24 protein-coding genes are annotated in these 16721 nt (G+C 47.8%); all 24 read right to left on the reverse strand.

Annotated features, from left to right (window positions below; translation table 11 throughout):
• Positions 1-423, reverse strand: coding sequence for a hypothetical protein (locus HEQ50_RS01470; protein WP_168898694.1), 423 nt, complete (start codon positions 421-423; stop codon positions 1-3).
• 78 nt (positions 424-501) lie between these two features.
• Complete coding sequence (locus HEQ50_RS01475) at positions 502-969, reverse strand: hypothetical protein (RefSeq protein WP_168898695.1); 468 nt, start codon at positions 967-969, stop codon at positions 502-504.
• A gap of 92 nt (positions 970-1061) precedes the next feature.
• Positions 1062-1571, reverse strand: a complete 510-nt coding sequence (locus HEQ50_RS01480) for a hypothetical protein (protein ID WP_168898696.1) — start codon at positions 1569-1571, stop codon at positions 1062-1064.
• A gap of 10 nt (positions 1572-1581) precedes the next feature.
• On the reverse strand, positions 1582-2475 hold the full coding sequence (locus HEQ50_RS01485) for a hypothetical protein (protein ID WP_168898697.1): 894 nt from the start codon (positions 2473-2475) through the stop codon (positions 1582-1584).
• Entirely contained in the window at positions 2472-3101 is a 630-nt protein-coding gene (locus HEQ50_RS01490) for a putative phage tail protein (RefSeq protein ID WP_168898698.1), read from the reverse strand. The genes HEQ50_RS01485 and HEQ50_RS01490 overlap by 4 nt, the downstream gene beginning before the upstream one ends.
• The gene (locus HEQ50_RS01495; RefSeq protein WP_168898699.1) at positions 3094-4242 is read right to left on the reverse strand and encodes a baseplate J/gp47 family protein; all 1149 of its coding nucleotides are present in this window, start codon (positions 4240-4242) and stop codon (positions 3094-3096) included. Before HEQ50_RS01495 ends, HEQ50_RS01490 begins: the two co-directional genes overlap by 8 nt.
• A complete protein-coding gene (locus tag HEQ50_RS01500) occupies positions 4232-4663 on the reverse strand; it encodes a DUF2634 domain-containing protein (RefSeq protein WP_168898700.1) in 432 nt (143 codons plus the stop codon). Before HEQ50_RS01500 ends, HEQ50_RS01495 begins: the two co-directional genes overlap by 11 nt.
• A complete protein-coding gene (locus tag HEQ50_RS01505) occupies positions 4656-4976 on the reverse strand; it encodes a DUF2577 domain-containing protein (RefSeq protein WP_168898701.1) in 321 nt (106 codons plus the stop codon). The genes HEQ50_RS01500 and HEQ50_RS01505 overlap by 8 nt, the downstream gene beginning before the upstream one ends.
• Positions 4976-6028, reverse strand: a complete 1053-nt coding sequence (locus tag HEQ50_RS01510; protein ID WP_168898702.1) for a late control protein D — start codon at positions 6026-6028, stop codon at positions 4976-4978. Before HEQ50_RS01510 ends, HEQ50_RS01505 begins: the two co-directional genes overlap by 1 nt.
• Before the next feature lies 1 nt (position 6029).
• A complete protein-coding gene (locus HEQ50_RS01515) occupies positions 6030-6728 on the reverse strand; it encodes a hypothetical protein (RefSeq protein ID WP_168898703.1) in 699 nt (232 codons plus the stop codon).
• 4 nt (positions 6729-6732) lie between these two features.
• On the reverse strand, positions 6733-9774 hold the full coding sequence (locus HEQ50_RS01520) for a tape measure protein (RefSeq protein ID WP_168898704.1): 3042 nt from the start codon (positions 9772-9774) through the stop codon (positions 6733-6735).
• Between the two features lie 227 nt (positions 9775-10001).
• Positions 10002-10412: a phage portal protein gene (locus tag HEQ50_RS01525; protein WP_168898705.1), complete on the reverse strand. Its 411-nt coding sequence runs from the start codon at positions 10410-10412 to the stop codon at positions 10002-10004.
• A gap of 17 nt (positions 10413-10429) precedes the next feature.
• Positions 10430-10918: a phage tail tube protein gene (locus HEQ50_RS01530; RefSeq protein WP_168898706.1), complete on the reverse strand. Its 489-nt coding sequence runs from the start codon at positions 10916-10918 to the stop codon at positions 10430-10432.
• A gap of 17 nt (positions 10919-10935) precedes the next feature.
• Complete coding sequence (locus HEQ50_RS01535) at positions 10936-12297, reverse strand: phage tail sheath C-terminal domain-containing protein (RefSeq protein WP_168898707.1); 1362 nt, start codon at positions 12295-12297, stop codon at positions 10936-10938.
• A gap of 1 nt (position 12298) precedes the next feature.
• Positions 12299-12481 carry a hypothetical protein gene (locus HEQ50_RS01540; RefSeq protein ID WP_211089157.1) on the reverse strand — a complete coding sequence of 61 codons (183 nt, stop codon included), beginning with the start codon at positions 12479-12481 and terminating at the stop codon, positions 12299-12301.
• Positions 12462-12884 carry a DUF6838 family protein gene (locus tag HEQ50_RS01545; RefSeq protein ID WP_168898708.1) on the reverse strand — a complete coding sequence of 141 codons (423 nt, stop codon included), beginning with the start codon at positions 12882-12884 and terminating at the stop codon, positions 12462-12464. Before HEQ50_RS01545 ends, HEQ50_RS01540 begins: the two co-directional genes overlap by 20 nt.
• On the reverse strand, positions 12885-13304 hold the full coding sequence (locus HEQ50_RS01550) for an HK97 gp10 family phage protein (RefSeq protein WP_168898709.1): 420 nt from the start codon (positions 13302-13304) through the stop codon (positions 12885-12887).
• Positions 13305-13685, reverse strand: coding sequence for a hypothetical protein (locus HEQ50_RS01555; protein WP_168898710.1), 381 nt, complete (start codon positions 13683-13685; stop codon positions 13305-13307). It lies immediately after the preceding gene.
• Positions 13682-14071 (reverse strand): hypothetical protein, encoded by a 390-nt coding sequence (locus tag HEQ50_RS01560; RefSeq protein ID WP_168898711.1) that lies wholly within the window; start codon positions 14069-14071, stop codon positions 13682-13684. Before HEQ50_RS01560 ends, HEQ50_RS01555 begins: the two co-directional genes overlap by 4 nt.
• 139 nt (positions 14072-14210) lie before the next feature.
• A complete protein-coding gene (locus HEQ50_RS01565) occupies positions 14211-15137 on the reverse strand; it encodes a capsid protein (RefSeq protein WP_168898712.1) in 927 nt (308 codons plus the stop codon).
• Between the two features lie 19 nt (positions 15138-15156).
• Positions 15157-15696, reverse strand: coding sequence for a phage scaffolding protein (locus HEQ50_RS01570; RefSeq protein WP_168898713.1), 540 nt, complete (start codon positions 15694-15696; stop codon positions 15157-15159).
• 125 nt (positions 15697-15821) lie between these two features.
• On the reverse strand, positions 15822-16151 hold the full coding sequence (locus HEQ50_RS01575; RefSeq protein ID WP_168898714.1) for a YjcQ family protein: 330 nt from the start codon (positions 16149-16151) through the stop codon (positions 15822-15824).
• A gap of 15 nt (positions 16152-16166) precedes the next feature.
• Positions 16167-16376, reverse strand: coding sequence for a hypothetical protein (locus HEQ50_RS01580; protein ID WP_168898715.1), 210 nt, complete (start codon positions 16374-16376; stop codon positions 16167-16169).
• Between the two features lie 59 nt (positions 16377-16435).
• Complete coding sequence (locus HEQ50_RS01585; protein ID WP_168898716.1) at positions 16436-16720, reverse strand: hypothetical protein; 285 nt, start codon at positions 16718-16720, stop codon at positions 16436-16438.
• Position 16721 lies beyond the last annotated feature (1 nt).

The following is a 16721-nucleotide window of genomic DNA, read 5'->3' on the forward strand; positions in this document are numbered from 1 at the left end:
CTATTCTGCATCCGTAGTTGGCGTTTGAGCTACCATCATTTGTGCAATCTGACCACCTAAAGCGCTGGTAGCCGTCTTAACTTCAGTAACATCTTGCTTAACCCCATTCACGTCCACAGTCGTTTGTGCTTGCGATCCACCTAAGATGGCAACCGTCTGTTTCAGTTGCTGGATCGTTTCCTGAGCCACCTCGTTCTGGTGGATGAGGTGATCAATACTAAGATCCGGTAGCCAGTTGACAGTCCGCTTCATGACGCCATTAGTGTAGATATACTTTTTCCAATACCGCTGCACGGATTCTAATGTTTCTGGTAACAGGTACAGCACTGTCCATCCTTCCGTTTCTTCGCCTGTCGGTTGGGCGATTGAAACTCCACTATCGGGGTCTAGGTTCCAATACGTTTTGATTGTTTGCTCTTGCATCGTTTATCATCCTCCTTAATTAATCTTACCAACGTTAAAGGTTATTTCTGCATCAAACTGTACTCTTTCTTTCTATAACTAATCAGGTACAACTGTGGTAGTTTGCCAAACTGATGATTTTGCGCCGGCAACAACACTAGAAACACTGCCAAATGAAAGATAAACTGACGTAGTGTTGGTTGTTCCGAATGCCCACTTAAAATTTGAAAAAAGCTTTCCATTAGTCAACTCGATAGGAAAAGTTGCTAAATTAAGTGGATTTCCTCCAGGATAAACTCCAATTTTGGGGTCAACGGATGCAAAGTGAAAACCTTCTGGAAGCTGCAATAGTAAATGATGCCATGGCTCCTCGCTTGGACTCCACGATGCATACTGACCACCCAAGAACGATGCAATACCTGTCGTTTTATCGTATTTCATCAAAATAGGAATTCCAGAGAAAACATTATCCGTCTTGCATTCCAACCAAACGTCCTCTCTCGAAACAAACACATTCCCACCAGCAACGATCTTCTTAACTCTCTTATTACCTACTAATATTGTCATAGGCTACCACCCCCGGAGAAGTGGTTTAGGTAGGTATTTCTACCCCCCCCACATGATAAATAGGGTTAACTTATTTTTCATGATGTTACCTCCTATACTCGTTTGATATTTACAATGGCCGGTAATGCGTCTTCTTCCGCATTTGCCAAATAGTTGGTATTTATCCGATTAAATGATGCTAGTATCAAATGCGCTCCGTTTACATTTTGGCTGTTATAAATTTGGCTGAAGGAGATATTTCCCTCACTAAATTGCAAGGTGGCATCAGTATACATGATTGCTTGTCCACCAGTGGATCTGCTACCATAAACCCGCATCTTACTTTTGTTTTCGGTATCAGTCTTCCAATCAGTGTCTACAAATTGATACCCCTGAGGTGGTGTCAAAACCAGATGCCCTGGGGAATAAGTAGTATACGTTTGCGATGTGGTTGCAAATCCAAGAGTACCGGTAAGCTCGGCCGTATTGTCCCCTTTATCCCGAAAGAGAATCACCCCATTTACCCCGTCTGGTAATTCCAGTGGAATCCACCCGTCCGAATCGCGATAAATCACCTTGTCACCAACCAGAATCTTCTTTACTTTAGAATTGCCTACTTGCATCTCATCTCTCCTAACTAGCCGGATCATCTTCAGTAATGAAGAAGATCCCCTTATCATGTGCAGCCACGAACGCGGCATAATCTTCAGACTCACTAAAGATCTTCCCGCCAAGAACTTCCAGGTCCTTATCAATAGTCAAATCTCCACTATCAAAGTTAGCGGGTTCACTAGTCCCATTCTCCCGAATCTGTTGCGTATGCACCTTGTCGGCTGGCTCAATAGTAACGTTATCACCGTAAGTTAAAGATCCGTTTTTATTATCACGGACATACCCCTTGTCGGCAGTCTCCTTAGCCACATAAGGACTCCCGTTTGCATTGGTTGGGTCCTTCAGGAACTTCCACAATGCTGCAATCTCAGCGTCCTTATCCGTGTACATCAGTGTAGCTGGCAGGATAACTTTGTGGGCTTCAATAGCCTTGTCAACGTATTCCTTAGTCGCCATACCAGCCGGGTTGATGGTCACTGTCACGTTCTCAGCCTTACCGACAATCACATAAACGATCATGCCGAATTGCATCAATACTTTGTCGCCAAAGTCCGGAATAAATTCTGGCTTGATAGCCTTGACCACAGCATATAGGACTTCTGATTTACTATCTCCAGTCTCAGTCGCATACAGACCTACCGCGCCAATCGAATAACTCTCAGTCAGCCCGGAGTTCTCAAAAATAACGTCGGTCCCCACGATGGCGTTGTTACCATCGGGTGAATTCAGTCGGTCGTTGATGATCCCTGTCTGCACTTCATTCGGTAGCGCCGTTAACTCGGTCACATCCACGGTAGACAAGTCATCGGCTGTGGAAGCTACCCGGGTAATCGTGAAGCTAGTCTTCCCGTTGGCCGCCAAGCTAGATAGCCGCAAACCCTCGTTCGTCAACTCTGAAGCATCATACTTACTCATTGATTCTCATCCCCTCCCTTAATTTTTGTTCTTACGTAAATCTGTGGCTTGATACCGCCAAAGTATTGCGGTTGCCGTACCACTGCGGTTCGCCGTGTCTTAGGCATGACCGTTGCCTTGGTATAAGTCTGTGTCAGGCTACCAGTAAAAATAGTCTGGTTGACCGCTACATTCGACTCAGTAGTAATTTGATAGGTCTGGTCAGCCGGCAACATCACATTCAGCAGATAGCGCAGTCGCTTGATTTGTTCCGGCGTAATATCGTCGGCCTGACTCATCGTGGTTACATGGCTGCGGATAGCATCATGATCCACTGTGGCCGGAATATCCATCGAAGCTAGCAACTCCCGGAAATACCAGATAGTGATTGGTCGCGGCGGCAGTAAGCGTACCATGATATCGTAGCGGCGCGATTCTAGGGACTGGCTTAAATCCGTCGGTAATCCCAACTGATTCTCAAAGATACTTAGCCCATCGCTATCAGCGGTCGACACAAACTGGTTCAACAAAATCCGGGTTGCCATATCATCGAAACCGTCTGCCTGTTTCTGCTCGACCTCCATCAACCGCTGCATCTCACGAACGTCTTCATAGTAATCTGGCAGATACTCTTTCAGCTTAACCATGAAGCACCACCTCACCAACCACTGGCAACTCGGATACATCGTCGTTAAACACCATCACCACATCGCTCTCTTTTCCGTTCAAAGTCGGGAGAGTGGCGTTAATCACGCCCTCTACTCGCATGATTTCGGACAAAATTTGCGAGCGATACACTGTCAGCGAATAACCCCGGCCGGTCACCTTATCCACGTCATCCCAAGCTTCACGCCGTTTGGCGAAGTATGATTCAATACCGGTCTTAACTTGAGATTCCACACTTGATACAGAAGCTTGCGAGTCAGTTGTAACCGTTGATTCGATAGCAACCTTAACTTCGCTAGGCGCCACCACAGTGACCGCGTGACCAATTGGTGCCAGGCCGTAGCCTTGTCCCTCAAACTCGACCGGATCAATATTCTGCTTGACCTGGTCAAGCAACGAAGCACTAGCGGCCCGTAACTCGTTGTTCACAATTACCAGCTTGACTGTGCCGCCACCTTGCCAGGTCGGATAGACCTGACCAGCACCCACATCACTAATCTTAGACAGCATATCCAGATAGTCAGCAACGTTACCGCCATAGGCGTTGTAAGCGTCTGGTGATAGCAGTCGTTCCCGTAGGTGGTCATCGGTCTCGCTATCCTTCGCGGGCACCGTCACAGCGGTAATCTCGGCCCAGCTTAATGAATCGTTAGGCGTCACTGGTAAGATTTGACCGAGATACCTGTTAGCAGCGGTACCAACCTCATCAGTTGTCAAAATAGCCGTCTGGTCTTCGTTAACTCTGGTGACGTGGTAGAAAATGGGTTCTTCACCCACGCTAGCGAACTGGTCACCAATCTCGATATTGCCAATTGCCGAACCGTCACTATCCAAGAACTTGGCCAGCACTTGCGCTGTGGTAGCCGCTTGCCGGACAGTTCCGCGTTCGGGAGCCCGATAGTCCAGAAACTCACCGGGAGCCGTCTTCGTGTACGCTGCCCGGATAACGCCAGACATTTGCAACGACTCTTCAGCTAACTGGGTAGCTGCGGGGCCCAACGCATCATAGATGATAGACCCTTGCCGCTTGTCCACGTCATCACTCACGTCATCCAACATCGAATCCATAAAATAATCGAAATCATGAGACTCTAGCTCTTGTGCCAGTAATTCAGGATTCACTCAGTGTCACCTCGCTTTCAATAGGGATAGTGCCGAAGATGGTCTCACAAGAGCCGATAACCTTCAGGGTCGTCGAGTCCACCCGTTCGGTCTCATCAATCGACACATCGGTAACCCGGTCATCGGCTTCCAAGGCTTCCGTTAGCATTCGGTCAACTTCAACCTCAGCATAATCAAAGTCCTTGCCAATCAATTCTCCCAGGTCATTACCATACTGGTCATCGTAAATCGGGTAGACAAAGCGTTCGGTTCGAAGAATCTTGTCCACAGCCTGCACCATCGCAGATTGGCCATCCGTCATCGCAATGATTCGGTCGTTCTGCACCCTGTAGGTACGGCTGGGGAGCGTCTCTTCCTCAACTTCGTCTTCGACCTCATCAACTACGTCTTCGGTCTCAACCTCTTCCAGTTCATCATCCATCTTCGTCACCTCCCGTCTTTTCTAGTACGTAAAACTGTTGGCCCCCATCTTGGCGGATCATCGTGACCCCATCACCCTTCTTCAGGGCGCCCAAAATAGTGACCGTTGTTTCCTTACCGTCAATCTTCATCTTCACCTTATGGTCGGTAACCGACTCACTAAGATTCAGAAAGGCCTCGGTGAGCGTCATCTGATTAGAAATCTGAATGGCCAGCGGCGACGCAGATACCACAGTTCCAAACACGATATCCGAGTACTCGCTATCGTGGCCACCGCGGTTGGCCCACCAGCCTAACATGGTTTCTCCCGCCATTAGATTTTCACCTTCATTTCTAGCTCAGCTGTGTGACTGGCTGTCCCGAACGTATGGGTGGCCTTGGTAATCAACAAATACTTGCTACCAAGTCCGATATCCTTCAAACTCTTCACCTTCACCATCGCCTGGTTGCCGGGAACCATATCTAAAGTAGCTAGCACTTTCAGTTTCAACGTGTAGGTCTGCTTATTCTTCGACTTCAGAATATCCTTGGCCTTCTGTTTCATCTGAGCCGCGTTGGCTTTGTCCTTGGCCTTCTCGACAATCTGAAGCTTACCCCAGCGATCAACCGAATTGCCAGCCGCCGTAACGGTCTTCAACTTCGTGTTAGCCACCTCAGCCGCCTTCTTCTGGGCTGCGGTCTGTTTCTTAGCTTTGGCTGTGGATGAAGACTTCTGCTTCTTTTTCTTATCGGTCCGGACTACCCGAACGACGTTGGCGGCCTCATCAATGCTTTTGCTAAAAGAAAAACCAGTCATTTGCGACTGGTCACCAATGTAATATTTCAATTTCTTATATGGCGACCGCCGCAACTCAACCACACCGTAATTGTCGTGCAGAAAGTACCGGTGCCCCGTAGCCAGCCGCGTTGACTTGAAGGAATCTTTGAGCATGTCGAAATAGCTCTTACTATCCGCCACTTCCGCCACTAACTTGTGAGTCGACTTGTCGACAACCTTGTGCTTCACTCCGGCCAATTTAGCCACCTTAGTGAAGCGCTGTGAGATAGTCGACACTGGCCAGATAAGTGAGTCCTGATTCTTGAAGTATCGCAGACTGTCATAGGCCGTGACATTGAAGACTTCCGACTCGTCGTAATCAACTTTGAAGACCTTACCTTTAAAGACGTGATCATGATCCCAATTGAACCAGATCACATCCCCGTTCTTAGGCGTGTAGCCTTCATCGACTTCGACTAGTCCAAACGTCAGTTGTCCAGCCGAGAAGTCAATGTCAGTCGTCCACTTGATGTCGGTCTTCAAAATCTCACGTAGGTCCCACTTGGTCTTCTCACTAGGCGTTTGCGACTGAAAGAAAGTAACTGTCATATCACACCGCCTTTACTGCTGCCTTAGACACCCAGCCCCGAGCCCCACCACTAAGTGTAGTGACGTGGTACGGGTACTTGGCGCCCTTGGCAATCAGCGAAATCTTGCGGGTAGCATTCCGCTCGATTAATCCTGGTCCCAAACCGGCAGAATTGGCATGGAGCCGACCATTCACGATCACCTTAGACCCCCGGCCAATCTTTTTAGGTGGTTTCGATCGGGACTTGCCTTTCTTGGCCACCTTCTTCTTTTTCTTCTTGGACGTTTTGATTTTCTTCGCCTTATGAGGCTTGTACTCAGTCAGTTTAAAGGTGTAGGTAAATTCATCGGCGTTGCCATTTTCCATACCATACTTGAACTCCGACATGATTCCCTTGAAGCTAATCTTAGTCTTGGTGACGACCAATCGAATTTGCTTCTTGGACTTATAAATCTTAGCCAGCTTATCCACATAGGTCTGACCGTTCTTATATGGATTGGCGATGCTGAGGTAGTGCACTTCATCCGTCTTAACGGGTAACGTGCTACTAATCTCAATCGAGCGAATCTTTTCATCGCCCACCAAACTAATCTGACCTAACTTAACCACAGAAACGGTAGAGTCCTCCGTGGACGAATCAATAGAAATTTCTTTCGGATTGATTGGCAGCGCAAACGTTTTGTTCTTACTGTCGGTCAAGTTGAATTGCATATCGGCCATTGGACTATCCCCTCCGTTCTTTTAAATTAACTAGATAAGTCTCAATCTTTGAAACCATCGTTTCAGCGTCGTAGTCTGCATTACTAGTGCTTTGGAGCACAAATGCTCCCGGCTGAATTGTAACGTTGATACCACTTTGTTCGGAACTACTGGTATCTGAGTAGTTGGCAACTGTGGAATAGCCACCGGCACTACTGCCGAACGAAGTGCTTTGAGGAGCATTCCCAGTGGCACTGCCACTCAGATTGCCGTTCACATCCACAGACGTGCCATTGATGCCTTGCATAGCAGAAGCAAGCCCACCAACCGCAGTGGCCGCGTTATTAAATCCGTTGGCCAAGAGATTACCAGGATTAGCACTAGGCATATGGTTCAGTGCGTTAGCTGCACCAACCACTCCCATTGCCATACTTCGCGAAGCGTTCTCAGCTTGGTTTGACCCCAAGCCAATTGCGAGTCCCTCTACAACCCAACGGCCATATTGTTTAAAAATCTTGGACGGGGAGCCAATCCCCATTGCATTCTTCGCAGCATTAACGACACTCTTAGCGACATTTTTAACTGCTGCCACGGCTTTACCAACCATTGATGTGATCCCCCTAACGAGACCTTCGATTAAATCAGCACCAGCACCTACAAGTGCGCTACCGAAGCCTTTTGCAGCATTAACCGCGTTTTGCATCCCGTTGCGGACTGCAGACACAACCTGTGACATACCTGAAGTAACTCCTGAAACTAATCGAGACACCCCATTAACGAATGCTGAAACCATAGCGCTTACTGCTGAAATAACTGAGCGTAATCCAGCTGCCACAACCGTCAACCCGGCGCCAGCAACCATAAGTCCTGCTCCCAGAACAATAGAAGCTGCACCAAGTAGTATGGCACCGGCTGCGGCCACCATCATGAGTGGTGCCGCGATAACCAGTGCTAATGCGAAAATCATCATACCAGCACCGGCAATCATTGCGACTGCTGCAACAACAACCATAGCTGTACCCATGAGTAACATCCCTACAGCTGCAATCATGGTTGACGCGGCAATAAGTGGTAAGGCAACCGCCAGAATCATCATGCCTACCGCTGCGATAGTCACACCCACAGCAACAACCATCATAGCTACCCCGAATAGGAGCGCCCCAACCGCGGCTACCATAAAACTAACACCGGCCACAGCAAGCCCAACACCTAACAGTAACAATCCGGCGGCAGCAACAATAGACAGTGCGCCAAATACCGCAAGTGCACCGCCCAATAAAACGATGTTAAGGGCCGCCATGGCACCCGATTCGGCAATCGTCGGTAACTGCGTAGCTAATAGGGTCATCCCTGCTGCTGCAATCAGTATAGCTACACCAATAAGAACTAGAGCAGCACCGAAGACAGCAAATCCAGCAGCACCCATAATCATAGCTGGTCCAAGCTTCGAAACGACCATCGCGAGAACACCAATACCAACAACCATCCCAGCAAATAGAGCGACGGCGGGCCAACCAGCACTGACTAGTGTTGTGACTGCTTCAGCCATCATCCACAGGCCAGCGCCGGTCAATGCAACCGCGCCGCCAACCAGTAGGAGCGAGAAACCTAGTTTAATGAAGCCCGCAGCAGCCTTACTAGAAGACTTCGCGACATCTTCAACTCCGCTTCCTTTACCTAATCCGCTAAGAGACTGACCGATTTTACTAATAATGCTGCTGACGTTTTTCGCGGCTTTGAACGTTAAAATGGCAACAGCGACTAAACCGATTGCCATGGCTAGTGCATTTAAGACACCTGGATCTAGCTTGCTTAGCGTTGTTAGAGCAAGTACGATACCCGTCAACACCAATCCTTTGGTGCTCATTTTCAAAGCAACGAAAGCGGCACCCAACATTTTTAACGCTGTGGGATCAAGACTACCAGCCACATCAGCAATTGCTTTCAATCCATCTGCTAAACCCTTGATAGCACTGCCGCTAATGCTCCCTAACGTCTTAAACATGGCAAATGGATCCTTACCACCGCTACTAGATAGCTTACCCATTACGTCACCGAACGCCTTCCCAATGCTGCTTAACGCTGAACTAACTGAACTTAACGCCCCAGTTTTGCCGAGCGAAGAGAAGAAGGCACTAATTGCTTGCCCCGCAGTCTTGACGGCATTTACAACGCCTTGAACTACCGGAACAATACCCTTTCCAATACCAGAAAAATCTATACCCTCCACACTATTGGAAAGACTACTAACTGCCTTGATTCCAACTGCTGAAATTTCTTGCCAAGGTTTACGTAATTTACCAGCCAAGCCTTCGCGTAGTCCGTCAATTGCTTGACCGACAGTTTTATACTGGGTTGCCATTTTGCTAAAACTCTTATTTGTCCCAGTCTTCGCAATTGCATTGAAGAAGTCTTGTGTCTTAACTTTTCCTGCCTGAACATCCTTGACCAGTTGTCCTGTGCTTTTGTGCATAGTTTTCGCAACCATCGCCATGCCGGCTGGGGTTTGTTCAAGCATCAATCTAAAGTCTTGCCACTGAATTTTTGGCTTTGCTGCGGCTTGTGTGGCCTGTTGACTCAGCGTCTTCATGGCTTGCTGTGGATCAGAAGAAGCAGCAGCCAATCCACCAAAGCCCTTTACTAATTTTCCTGTGTTCTTCGTACCAACAGCGGCTAGTTGACTGTACGTAGATGCCATATCAGATGCCGAATAAATAGTCTGTTCGGCAAATTTTTGAAGGCTACCTTCAGTTTTAGAAATCTGTGCTGGACTCTTCCCAATCATAGACATGTTGCCCTCAAATGTTTGCCACGCCTTGCTAGATTCATTAAGCTCTCCAACCATGCTGCCAACGCCACTGGTGATTACGCCGATACCTTTAGTGATACCAGCACCAATGATGTTGGCCCCTAGCATCGACTTAAACATGCCGCCAGTCTTCCCAGCCCCGGCCGACAGCTGATTCATCGCCGTAGAGCCGCGGCCAACCCCTGCGCTTAATTTACTCAGTGCAGCACTAAACCCATCGTTGATTTTAATCGTGGCGCTAACAACTTTGTCCGCCATAGGCTACCTCCTTTCTAACCGACGAAAAGGCTAGACCTAATGCTTAGACCTAGCCCTCCGTTCAGCTTTTTTACGTTCCTGTTCCTCTTCTTTAATTCGAATATCAATACCAGCAATCACAACGGCCTTTTCCTTCCGTGAAAGTCTGGCCCATTGCTGGGGTGTCCAATGGTATTCATTCATAGAGAAGAAGTAGTATTTAAAATCATTGCCGTTGCCGGCCTCAATTAGTTTTTTACTGCTTCCACATCATCATCAACAGAGGTATCAAAGCCGTTGATTGCGTTAAACCTCTTAGCCAGCGTCGCGAATTCACTCATCTTTAGCATGGCCTTCAAGGTACCCAAGCTATCGCCTAAAGTGCCATAGGCCGTTTGAAGCTCATTATTATCCAAGTCTGGTTGGACAATGCCCGCAACTAGCATGAGTTCTCCAGCCAAAGATTGGTCAACCGTGGATTCCACTTGACCGCTCTTAGGGTTGCGTTGCTTCTTAGTCGCTTGCTTCCGAAGACGTTCTCCCTCCGAAATGCTGAGCTCTCGCAAAACGAATGGCGTTGGAAAACGGTCCAGCTTTACCTCAGCCGTTTCTTCCTCGTTCTTTTGAATAAAGTCTTGAATACTTACTTGATCAGCCATGCTAAATTCCTCCTAAATTAAATATCGAAGCCAGTGAATGGCTCTACAAGTTCTACATCTTCAAAAGTGAAGTCTGATTCCCATTGCATCACATCATCATCGGCTTCAAAGTCAGCAAATGGCACATCGTCCAGGTTAACCCCAGAGAAGTGCAGCGTCTGCTTGCCAGCCTTAGAGGTTGAATCCTCAATGGTCAACGTAACTTCAAAATACAAGTCCTTGCCACCACGAATGTAAGGCAATGCGTACTTGGCCCAGTTGGACGTAATCAGGTAGCCCCCCAACGTCCCGGTTCCCTCGACGCTAGTGACCTTCTTGTGCTTCCACCGACTGCCAAGCGTTTGCACGTCTTCCTTGTTCTTTTCTAATTTGGCACTAAACTTGTTTGCTTCAATCATCGGTAGTACTTTACCGTTGATTGTCACGAAAACCTTGGCGTCCTTGGTAGAAATGGTATCCCGGCCATTTAAAAATTGGCCGACGGTTGAAAATTGTTCGTTATCCATTTATCGCTCGCCCCTTTCTAGTAAACCGTAATAGTCATATACAGTTTTTCCATCGCATCAATCGGCGTAATGCCTAGGGTAACTAAGATAGAATCCTTTTCATCCCCAGGTTCAACGGTCAAGTCACTTGGATCGAAGCTGCCAATTGCCCCGGCAGTTTCCAAAGTCCGCAAGTAAGCTACCCGGTTAGCTTTAAACAAATCCCGGCCAATCGAATCGTTGTTCACCTTACCGATGAACTGACCTTCGAATACATCCTGCGTATCATTAGCAATCGCATCCAGCGTCCGAATGGTCCGATTCTTGTGGAAGTCTTTTGGCTTAGCTTCGGTAAACGTCGTGAGGGTGTTGATGTCCTGTTCTACCACTACCGAACCATCTCGGCGTGCCGTAAAGACAATATAGCCGTTAGCCAGGTTCCGAATAGTCGCTTCATTTGTCAGCCGTGGGTTGGCATCCACAGCATCAGGGTAAGCGACGTAAGTCAGTGACCCAGTAGCACCCGCAGCAGAGGCCACCCCAGCTACATATGCAGCGGCGGTAGTAGCGTCCAGCTTTTCGCCGTCAGTCAATTCGACCCCATTGATCACAGCCGTAACGGCTTCATGGTCATAATCCAGACCTTCAACACCAGGTACAACCGCCGTGACTTTGTAGCCTTCGTTGTCGCGTAGCCCTTCAACTAGTTGGACTAGCAAAGCGTGCACGTTACTCTCAACCGGATAACCAGCCGTGGTAGCTACGTTAAACGTCTTGGTGGCCAATGTGTCACTGAGTACGTCGGTCACGTCCACAGGAGTAGTTACACCACCAGTCAGCTTGTAGGTCGTCTTACCGGCTAAAGCCTCCAGCTTAGTTTGTGCATCTGCCGTGTCGGTTAGCTTAACCGTGACAAAGTCATTACTCTTAAGACCGGCCGCCGTAGTCGTATGGAGCACTTGTTCGTCAATGATTGCAGTGCCATACAAGAACTGTACGGTCAACCGCGTCTCATCAGTAGCGTCCTTCGTGACCGAAACAGTCAGGTCATTACCCTTTGTTCCAGCGTAGTTAGCTGTGAAGCTCCAAGGCAAGGCCTCATCGGCAATCGTAGCAGCCGTCCCACCATTCAAATTCAGGTAGAGAACCGTGGCGGCCCCCTTCAAAGCTTCACGAATAGTTACCAGCTTGCTGTCAGATAATGGCGCCCCTAAGAGTGCTTGAAAGTCACTGCCATTATCAAGCTCCACAATCCCTTGTGGGCCCCAATCTAACTGAATCCCATTAACCAGTAGGACTCGACCGGAAGTCGTGTCTGCCTTAGCTTGTGGCGCTCCAGCGGTGTTGATATAAGCACCAGGTCGCACCTTGTTTTGCGTTGTCCAAATTCCACCAGCCATACTAGATACCCCCTTTAAATTTCTTGATTAGATTCTTTGCTTCATCCAGCGAGTACTCTTTGCCATCGTCCAAAACGATGTTCAGAATTGCTCGTTGGGTAGTAGAAAAGCCGGTACTGTTCACCAGTCCGGCCTTGTCATAGGTAGCCTTAGCCACCCGTTGCTTAGTTTTCGCTACGGTCACTATCTGTCACCCTTTCTTCTTGTTTCATCTTTCGTTGCTTCGGTGTATCATCCACAGGCTGAGCCCACAACACGATATTGAAATCCAGTGTTAATGTCCCATCTACCCGGTTAAAGTTGCGATCCCGGATATGGGCGAACTTGGGAAGCGTCAGAAACTGATAAAAAAGTAGCTTCTCTACTATCTCCATATCTGCATTTGGTCTCTTCGGATTCGGGAAGTAGACCACTTGGTACCCATGAGTCTGTTTCTGCCGCCCAAAGAGTTCCGGTTGGCTGCGACCGCCGATAGCCGACACGTAAAAAGACGGTTCCTTGAAACCGCCAGTTTGATTCTCGCAATAAACAGGCACAGCAGGCGCGATAGTCGCTAAAAGTTGCCCGATACGTTCGATAATTGTCATTTACAGCAGTCCCTCCATTGCGCTCATGAATCCTGGTGTCAGCAATAACGGCAACTCACCAGAGATGGCTTCGATAGAGTCGCGTAGCATGAAGCGTCCTGGCACCCAACCGCCACCTCCGCGGGTACGGTGACCATTCTCAACAAACGGCGCGTACTCAACATTGTTATAAAGCTTGAGAGAGATAACAGCTCCACTAATGAAAGGCCCATCAATGTTCCAACCTCGCCTTAGATTACCAGTACCACGGGGCGGCTTACCAACTGGAGTTGAGTTACTGACACGCCGTTGTGCCTGTACTCCCACCCGTTTAAGCGATTGCTGAAGCTCTGTTTTAAGCTGAGTTGGATTGGCGGCCTTGGCCTGAACTTCTTTGGCCCACGCCTGAAATTCATCATCATCGACAGTGTAGAATGCCATCTACTCCACCTCCTCACTAGCTTTCTCATCGCGTACCATCGCTACTTCTTGGTGGCTTACGTACCCGGCATATCCCTTGCTAGCACGCTTGTAGTGTGTGACTTGACCATTTACATCAGTCACGTCTATCTCGGCCCCAGCAGGGACTTTTAAGCCATTACGGATGAGTAGCTTTGCATCATAAGCGTCGGTTCCGAAGAACGTTTGCTCACTAGCTTTGAGGCCCTTCAAAATAACCTTTGCTGGTTCATTTTCGACAATCACGGCTGGTTCTGTATCAGTAAACGGGCCGTCCTTGACTGTCTTGACACCGGTAATCGTCACCCGATCGAACCACAGCTTGGTGAGCTGATTGCCCATCCTATTAAACGCTGCTTTCATCGCTTCACCACCCGAAAACTATTGAGCTGGGCTACGTAGTTGTCAGTCAGTGAGTTCACCGACTGCAACTCCGCATACACCTCACCAATCGACTTAAAAGTCACGGACGTATCACCTTCACTGAGCGTTTTAACGTCCCCATCTCGGTCGGCTACCGGAGTAAGCAGCTGGTGAGTAGCTAGAAACTGCTGGCACAAACTCAGCAGAACTGTGTCAAGCTCAACAGGGAGCACCGCAATCGCCAAGTGCGTGTAGTTAGCCACATCTTGGGCCACCTTATCGAACGCAAACTCCAACATCATTTGATAGTTGGGATTACTCCCGTCGTCAGGATTGAGCAGCTTCAATTGCCCTAGCAGTTCTTCTCTCCGTGGATGTTTATCCATGTGGATTCCCCCTTTTAGTCGGCCGGTACCAGCGCCAACAGATCGGCTTTCAAGGTTACCCCGTCATGGCTGATACTATTAGCGTCTAGCCAAGCAGTGATATCCGCTACCGTGCTGGCACTAGTCGGCTTGTCGGGGGCTACGCTTTTGGGTCGTCTGTGGAAGCCACCTTATCAGACGTAACGAACTCGATACCCTTAGTCTTCGTCTTCAACAGCAGAACATCATCGTAGGATTGTTCGTAGTAAAGGTAGTTACCACTATTGGCAGCACTAGGTGCATCGAATCCAACGAAGCTATACTTTTGTGGCGCGATTTGAACACCATTGTAAATCAGGAACATTTCAATCTGCTTGGCATCATCCACAGCCTTAGAGCCGACAGTGAAGTCGAATGCCGTTTGCATGAGGTCAGATGGCACAACCACAATTGTCACATCATCAATACTGTAGACCGTCCGTTGGACATTGTTAGGGTCCTTCAAGTTAAGCTCACGGTTCATGGCTTCGGCCCGCTTCAGAATGGCATTATTCTTAGGTGTCAAGTACAGTACCCGGTTCTGCTGCGGAATCCGTGCTTCATCAAAGTTGACCATCATGTCATCGAAAGCAGTCAGGATGTTCTTTTCATCAAGCGTATCGGTGTGCAGGCCACCATCGGCAGCAGCCAACTTTTCTTGGTACAGCTTAGAGAACATTTGACGGTCCATTTCTGGCATCTTCTCATCCAAGTTAAATTGCTTGGTAATGTTGGCAATGCTGATAACCATATTGGATTCGTCAATATCAGATGGGTCAACAAGTGTGTCCCAGTAACGTTCGTTGGTCAGTTCATAGCTATCCCAGTCGTTAGAGTAGTTTGCACTTGGCTGCGTAATGGTACGCCGTGTCCGGTCTCGCCGCCCTTCACTAATGCTCAAGCGTGGAACCTTGATATGCTTAGCTCCATCGAATTTGATAACGCCGTTAGATGGGGAATTCCATAAATCAGCAGAGAATAAATGTCCATCGTAGAATGCTTGCTGAATAGCTTGTTGATAAGCCTCAGCGTAATTAACTGTTGCCATAAATTATTCCTTCTTTCTGTTATTTAAAAGCGTCAACTAAGGTTTGAACTTGGTCAGAATCATCAGACCCATTACCACCAGCAGGGTCGTAGTGGGTTTGCTTGCCACCATCGAACAAATAGCCATCAGACTTCCGAAGCGCACTGAGTTGGTCATCTAGCCCCTCTAGCTTACCGTCATCAGTTAGCTTGACCTTTTCCATATCGAGTAGCCCTTCCACAGCCTTAGGATTGCGTGCCTTGGCACCCGTCAGCGCCGTAGCCAGCGCACCATTCAACTTGGTTTGGCTCAGCTGGTTGGTCAGGTTCTCTGTGTCAGTCTTGTACTTGTCCTGAAGTTCGGTCAATTGCTTAGAAAGCCCCTCGTTGTCACCAGCGTCTTTCTTGAGTGACTTGATATCCTTGTCACGGTCGGCAATCTGAGTCTTGAGGCTCTCAGTTTCAGTGGTTAGCTCAGCCAACTGTGACTTCGAGGCTTCCACGTCCTTACCATGCTCGGCCATAATGGCATCAATTTGATCATCTTCCAGTTTCAAACTCTTTAAAAATTCTCGTTTCATACTTACATCCCTCTCTCGCTGTTTTTACGTGGGGCGACCACGATCAAGGTAAAACAAAAAGCAGTTTTACGACTTGCTAGGGTCAAAATGGGTATAAAAATAGCACTCAACGTATTTGTCGGGTGCTAAATGCCGGGAATAATCCCTTTAATATCCTTTAATGTGTTTTTTACTCGTTCCATCATGGAGTTACTGAATAGATACTCAATACCGGCAGGCGTGATCTTCACGTTATGGGTTTTGATATCTTCGCCATTCAGGGTACTAATTGATTGCACTCCTGAGATAAAGCCCTCGTTAGCCATATTAATCAAAATATAATGCCAATAGGTTTCATTAAGCTTATCACTCAACATATTGAATTCATCATCAGTTATTGATTTGCCCTGTTTGAGTTTGTCATACAGAATTTTTAATAACTGATACATAATAACAAAGTAATCATCCTTAGCCATAGCTGAACCTCCTAACTAAATCGCTGTGGCACTAACTACATCTGAAATTTTAATGTCTTTTTCAGGAACGTCCGCCATAAAGACAAGCTCTGGTTGATCATCTAACTCATTCTCAATTTCTTCCACAAAAATAGTTTTGATGCTTCCATCTTTCAATTTGAATTGAACTTGCCTTGCCCGAAACGCGGCAATGATTTTAGATAGTTTCATCTTTTGGGGATTCATACAAAGCCTCTCCTCTTTTATTTGAGGTAGTTCGGTTTCATCGTTTTGTCGGGTGCTTACTAATAGATCACATTTTTATCGAATCCCATAAACTCATCGCTTGGTTCAATAAGAACCTTGCTATCTTCAAAAACACCGGTCACCGCTCGAAAAGCATTGGCTCCATCGGACAAATCATTCGTATAATCCAATCCACCCGGAATCCTAGTTTCCTGCGGAATGTGAAGGTCCAGTAACCGTTTAAACCAAGACATTGCTTCGACATCACTACATTGGAGACCATCATTAATCCACCAAAAGCGAACCAGCTGGCCTCTGATTATGGCTTCTACTTCAAAATCCATC

The sequence above is a fragment of the Lactobacillus sp. HBUAS51381 genome (assembly GCF_012641095.1).
Classification (GTDB): domain Bacteria; phylum Bacillota; class Bacilli; order Lactobacillales; family Lactobacillaceae; genus Levilactobacillus.